Annotated in this window: 6 protein-coding genes and 1 tRNA gene; 1 reads left to right on the top strand and 6 read right to left on the bottom strand. The window is 64.7% G+C overall.

All coding sequences use genetic code 11. The annotated features are described in order from the left end of the window. The coding region (locus HUU95_RS07015) for a PAS domain-containing protein (protein WP_438827201.1) at positions 1-697 on the bottom strand (697 nt) is incomplete at its 3' end. 142 nt (positions 698-839) lie between these two features. On the opposite strand from HUU95_RS07015, the gene HUU95_RS07010 reads away from it, so the two are divergent. Continuing rightward, positions 840-915, top strand: a tRNA-Thr gene (locus HUU95_RS07010). Here the strand turns inward: HUU95_RS07010 and HUU95_RS07005 are convergent. The 5 genes from HUU95_RS07005 to HUU95_RS06985 all read right to left on the bottom strand — a co-directional run bounded on the left by HUU95_RS07005 (position 886) and on the right by HUU95_RS06985 (position 5,227). Further along, positions 886-2,508: a recombinase family protein gene (locus HUU95_RS07005; RefSeq protein ID WP_174279461.1), complete on the bottom strand. Its 1,623-nt coding sequence runs from the start codon at positions 2,506-2,508 to the stop codon at positions 886-888. The genes HUU95_RS07010 and HUU95_RS07005 overlap by 30 nt on opposite strands. A 79-nt stretch (positions 2,509-2,587) precedes the next feature. Beyond that, complete coding sequence (locus tag HUU95_RS07000) at positions 2,588-2,776, bottom strand: hypothetical protein (RefSeq protein ID WP_174279460.1); 189 nt, start codon at positions 2,774-2,776, stop codon at positions 2,588-2,590. Then, positions 2,769-3,044, bottom strand: coding sequence for a hypothetical protein (locus HUU95_RS06995; RefSeq protein ID WP_174279459.1), 276 nt, complete (start codon positions 3,042-3,044; stop codon positions 2,769-2,771). The genes HUU95_RS07000 and HUU95_RS06995 overlap by 8 nt, the downstream gene beginning before the upstream one ends. Continuing rightward, entirely contained in the window at positions 3,041-3,706 is a 666-nt protein-coding gene (locus HUU95_RS06990) for a hypothetical protein (RefSeq protein WP_174279458.1), read from the bottom strand. The genes HUU95_RS06995 and HUU95_RS06990 overlap by 4 nt, the downstream gene beginning before the upstream one ends. A gap of 69 nt (positions 3,707-3,775) precedes the next feature. Continuing rightward, a complete protein-coding gene (locus tag HUU95_RS06985; RefSeq protein WP_174279457.1) occupies positions 3,776-5,227 on the bottom strand; it encodes a hypothetical protein in 1,452 nt (483 codons plus the stop codon). Between the last annotated feature and the right edge of the window lie 496 nt (positions 5,228-5,723).

The raw sequence follows: 5,723 nt of genomic DNA, 5'->3' as shown, positions 1-5,723 counted from the left end.
TGTCGGCGGCGCGCACGGCGGCGGCACTCTCCCGCGCGATCGCGAGGCGATGATCGAGGCTAGCCGGATCGCGCCCATCCGGGCCGGCGGTGTCGGCGCCCGGGCCATCGGCCCAGACCGGTGCGGCGGCGCCGGGCGGCATGGCGGCGGCGAGCTCGGCGGCGAGCGCGTCCTGCGTCACCGCGTCGACCAGCTCCTTCCAGTTGATCACGCCATAGATGAAGTCGATCTGCTCGCCATCCGACGAGAAGGGCATCAGGATGCCCCGGTACAGCGTCGGCCGCCCACGCTGGCCCACGAACTCCGCCTCGAAGCCGATCGGGGCGCGGTTGGCGATGATCTGCAGGTAATGGTCGGTCAGCCGCGACAGCAGCGAACGGCCCGGCACCTCGCTGATCCGCGCGATGCCGCCCGCCAGCCCGCATTCCTCGCGCAGCGCGCGCCCCAGAAAGGAGACGCGCGGGTCGTCCAGCCCGGCCGTGAAATCGAGCAGCACCGAGTTCTGGCCGAAATCGGCGATCGACGCGGGATCGAGATTCTCGATCGACGGATAGGGCCGCCCCTTCAACAGCGACACCCAGTGATTGTACGCGCGCACGTGCATGCGCCGCTCGTCACCACCGATGTCGAGCAGCTGGTCGTCGCCGCCGCCCGCCTCCGTCTCGGCGCGGGCGGCCTGCCACCCGTCAACGTCCATCGCTCCCACGGTCCGCCATCCTTCGCCACTCGCCAGGACGAGCCATGCACCGGCCGTAGTAAACGCTCCGTAAATCGTCGCCGCTTGCCACGCCCGGGCGGCCGGGCTAGGTAGGTCTCGTCCAGCAGGTCCAACGGACCGCGCCGCCTTAGCTCAGCTGGTAGAGCATCGCATTCGTAATGCGGGGGTCACAGGTTCGAGTCCTGTAGGCGGCACCACTCCCGGTCAAAACTGGGCACCGTTGGTGTGCCGGGGCGCTCGCCGTGCGAGACCGCCGCCTCAAGGGCGGCACGGGTGCCCGCGATGGTGATCTCCGCGTTTGAGACGGTGATGTCGGACACGAACAGGCGCACATAGTTCCGGCGCAGCGCGGCATCGCCGATAGTGAGCCGGTCGCGAAGCATGGTGCCGAACCGCTCCACCGTCGCCTCGTCGATCCGGCGCTTCCCGGCAGCGAGCTGCCCCGAGAGGCTGCGCTCGCTCGCCCCGAGCCGGGCGATCGCGTTCCGGTGCTCGGCCAACCGCTCGGCGAACAGCGAGTCCCGTGCGCTGGCGAGCCCTTCCTCGATCAGCCCGTAGAGGCGGCCAAGCCGGGTCTCGGCGGTGACCTTCTCGCGCCGGACCCGGTCGAGGTCCGACCGGCGGCGCTGGTCGGCCGCGTCAGAACGCTCCAGCACCTGAGCGAGCAGCAGCTTCAGCCGCTCGGGCTCGAGCACCCGCTCCAGCAGCGTATCGAGCACGATGGCATCGAGCGCGTCCTGGCGGATCGGCTTGCCATCGCAGCGCGCCGCGCCTGCGGTCGCCTTGGCGTTGCAGGTGTAGTAGCCGTACTGGCCTCCCTTGCCAGTGCGGATAGTCAGCCCAGATCGGCACCCGTCGCTGCCGCAGTGCGCTAGTCCGGTGAGCAGCACCGGCGAGTTGGTAACCCGCGGGGGGGTGACCCGCGGTGCAGCCTTTGCGCGTCGGGCGGCGACCTGGGCGATCAACTCGGGCGCGATGATCTGGGGGCATGGCACCGTGATTGCGTCCTGCTCGGAAGGTGTTACGCCCTGGTCGTCAGCGGTGCGATCCAGATAGGCGCCCGCATAGTGATCGCGAGTGAGGATACCATCGACGTTACTGTTGTGGAACGGGCGCCCGCGCAACGAGTAGCCGTTCGCGTTGAGGTGCTCGGCGATTTTACGTGTTCCCATCGGCTGACCGTCGAGCCCGCGTAGCGCGAGATCGAAGATGAGCCGCACTACCGCAGCCTCCTCTTCGACCAGGAACAGCTTGCGGCGCTCCTTCTTGCCGTCAACCGCAACGGTGCGCGCCTCGTAGCCGAACGGCACCGGGCCACCGTTGAAGTATCCTTTACGCGCATTGCCGCGGCGGTCCCGCCGGGTAAACAGGGAAGCGTCAGCCGCATACTTCTCGTTCATGATCGCGACGACGCTGCGCATCATCCTGCCGGTTGCATCCTGCGCGAAGTTCTCGGTCAGCGACACGAGATGGACCTGCGCCTCGGCCAGTCGGTGTTCGCTCGTGACCTGGGTCAGCAGGCGGCGCGCGAACCGGGATAGCGCATAGACCAGGATTACCTGCACCGGCCGCTCGGGCGAGGTCGCCATGCCCATCATGCGGTCGAACTGCTTGCGAGAGAGCTTGCGGCCCGAGACATCGAGATCTTCGAACACCTCGACCAGCTCCAGACCTTCGCGCTCGGCATAGTCGCGGATTGCGGCGGCCTGTGCGGCAATGCTCGCGTTGTTGCCAGCCTCCTCATCGACGCTGACGCGCACATAGCCATAGGCGCGGAGCTTGCCTTTCATCGTTCCTCCTCCAGGCCTGTCCACGACGGCCACTTGGTGAGCGCTGGACCAACGCTCGGGTTCCAGCGTGAGCCGTCCGTCATATCGTTTCGCCGAACAGGTCCGCCAAAACACCTTTCAGATGTTGGTGAACCAGGTCGGCTTCGTCGGCCAGCGGTGCGATCTGCCACGGCAGGTCAGTCCTGACCTGTCGGGTGGACGAATGCGTCGTTCGGCCCGCCATCGGTTCCGCTGCAGCGAGCTCGCTTTCACGGGGCAGGCTAGCCACGGGCCGGACCCGTCGCGAGCAGCGGCACCACGATTCCGATCAGGGCGAGCGCCTCGGCTTCGCCGCGGGTCATCCAACGGTCGAGGCGCGCGAGCCGGCCTATGTATGCGGGCGCAGCCCGGCCGAGAAAATGCTCGCGCGCCGCCTCCTTTTCGAGCCGCGCGAAACCAGTTTCCAGAACGCGATGACGGCGCTCGAGCGTCTTCAGCCGCGCCGCCGAACGCGCCAGTTTGGCGAGATCTGCTGCGAAGCGGTCGAGCGGGGTCACGCGAGCAGCTCCGCAACCTCGGAGAGGTCGGGTTTGCCGGCCTCGGTCCGGAACCGCGGGTTCCCACCGGCCGCCTGGATCCAGTCGAACGCCTCACCCCGGGTCGCGAAGCTGCGGGGCTGAAGCTGCAGATCCAACGAAATCTGGGTGACCAGGTAGGTCTGTTCCGCGGTCGGCGGTTTGGCGCGCCACCGCGCTTTCGGGTCTCGTCCGGAAGGCGAGTTCAGGAAGACCTCGGTCTGGTGCAAGTAAAGTGCGCGCAGCCAATGCCAGCGCGACCACACGCCCCAGGCTCGAATGGCGCGTCCGGCGCGCGAGCGGAACAAGGCGCGGAGATGCTCGGCGAGGCTGGCGTCGGGCGACGCGAGCGCCACGCGGACCAGCAGCAGGAGCCCGGTCGCGCCGAGCGCCATCAGGCCAGCGACCGCGACCGGGTCGAGGTCGAGCCCGCCGGTCGGCTCGAATGCCGAGCCCAGGCGATAGCAGCTCGCATCCCGCGCATTGAACGCCGCCCGGCGGTGCTCGCGCGCCTGAGCGTCGTGAATGAGTTTCTCGAGTTCGGCGGCCCGGTGCTCCAGGACCGGATCGGCTTGCAAGGCGAACGCGTACAGGAGACTTGCCTGCGTGCGGAGCTGGTCGGCGATGGTGTGCGTTTTGATCATGCGGGCAAGATGCCCGCGCGGCGGCGCACGCTTATGTGGGCTACCCCAATCGTGGGGACTTAGCTGAACTCAGCTGGCTGTTACACCGGCCATGAAGTCGTCAAGAACGCGGTCCATGGCCAGTGCCATCGGCGGTTCCATGTCGGCCGGTGACTTCACCTTGCGAACGTTCGCTGCGCGACTGATCTCATTTGGGATCGATGCAGCGCCAGGGAGTGCGCCCCAGAGTTCGTCGAAAGTGTGTCTGCGGCCATGTGTTTTCTCGGCGTCCGCTTGCGATCTGATGTGAGTGACACTTCCGTCTGCCAGCGTCGCCTTCTGAAAACGACCACTAAGCATGTTCTCATCGTCAACAATGGCGTAGCGCAGCAGGGTAAAGGTGCGTCCAACCGCTACCCCGCGGTCCTTTTCCAGCTTGGGAAGTGGGTAGTCGTCCATCAACTTGGAGGTCATCCGCCAATCAATCAGTTCGTCGATGCCACTCCCGTCGCCCGAAGGGGACCTGTCCCTTCGATTAGTGCCACCCTCGTTGGTCCAGGCGATGGCGTAGCGCGCGGCATGATAGAGAACTACCAACGTTGACGCGCCGCTCAGGTTTGCGACCCTGACGTTCCAAGTTTTAGATGTGGGCGCCTTTTCAGCCAGCTTATTGGAGGAGTCTTCCAGCCAGTTGGCGATCATTTTCACTTTACTTGTAACGACCGCCTCAAGGTCATCGCCATGGGCGCGGTGCCATAGATGAAGCTGCACTACGGCGCGGTGGGCGATCGTTTCCCAATCCGATCCTGCGTCAGCACTGCAGTCCATCCAGCCGACGGGTGGCTGCTTGATGACCTCTGACCAAGGAATATCCTGCGCTCTGGACTCGAACGATTGAACGACGGCCTGGAGGCGACGTTTTTCGAGGTGCACGCGTTTATAAACAGGCCCATAGCGAACTATGCCAGGACGATCGGCGTTATCCAACGGGTCCCAACCGAACGGCCGATGAAGCCACGCCGCGCAGCCCATCGCCAAAGTTCGGAGCCAGTAGGCCACGCGGATCTTGCTCATGGCGACCAGCAGTGAGCGAACGTCGATCCGCCGCTGCCGCCAAGCTGGATCCGCCACTATCAATTCATAAGCACGGCCAATCCGAAGCTCGAGAAGCGCCGTCACTGCTTCAGGCAGTGACGCATTGAGTTTCTGCAACTGTTCAACCGTGTCGTTCAGATCATCAAGATTCAGTTCGGAAATGTAAGCCTCGCGAGCAGCGGCATATTGGTCCGGCATGATCAGCTGCTCTAGTCGGCGCAGGATGGTCTCGAACGACCTTTGGCCTGGCGGCATCGTCGGAACATCCCGCACCAAGCCCAGATCGGCCGAGCAGGCGGGCGAACAGGTTCCGCTTAACAACATCGATCGTCGTTGTAAGCGAGAAACGTGCGACGCTTGAACCGTCTCGATTTCCGCCAAGATGTGTGCTTCCAAGTCGTCCAGGCTTGCTGGCGCCGTGACGTGCTGGCTGAAATACTGGTCCAAGTCCGCACCCCGAAGCGGGAATCCTGTGTCTCCGCGTCGGCAACTTACAAGGCCACTGCAACTTAATAGCTGACGCGAATGGTTAAAAGTCGCTTAAGTTGGCAAGGCGTGTAGCCGTGATACTGTCGCACCAGTTGAAAGCTCTAGAAGCCTTCTTCCAGCTACTCAGTCTACTAGGAGACATGTCATGCGCCGGTAGCTGCCCGCTAAGCTTGAAGCAGCAGCGTTGATGTGTCAGCTCAAGCATGACGATTGAGATGGGCGAGGCCATCCCGACTGGCGTTGAGAAGCGGGACTCGAGGCGCCGATTATGACCCGCCGACGATCAACCGTGTCCGACCGCGCGTCGCGCCGAGCTGCTGGCAACCCATCGGGCAGCCGATTAGACTGCCCTACTTCGCCAGGGAATCGATATGAGGTGAGGTGGTCCCGCCTTCTTGGACAGTTTGGCGGCTGAGCTAAGCTATAACCCCGTTGGTTTACGCCGCCATTCTGG

The organism is Sphingomonas bacterium, assembly GCF_903643065.1.
GTDB lineage: Bacteria > Pseudomonadota > Alphaproteobacteria > Sphingomonadales > Sphingomonadaceae > Sphingomonas.
Note: the sequence above shows the minus strand (reverse complement) of the source record. Positions and strands in the feature narration are given on the sequence as shown.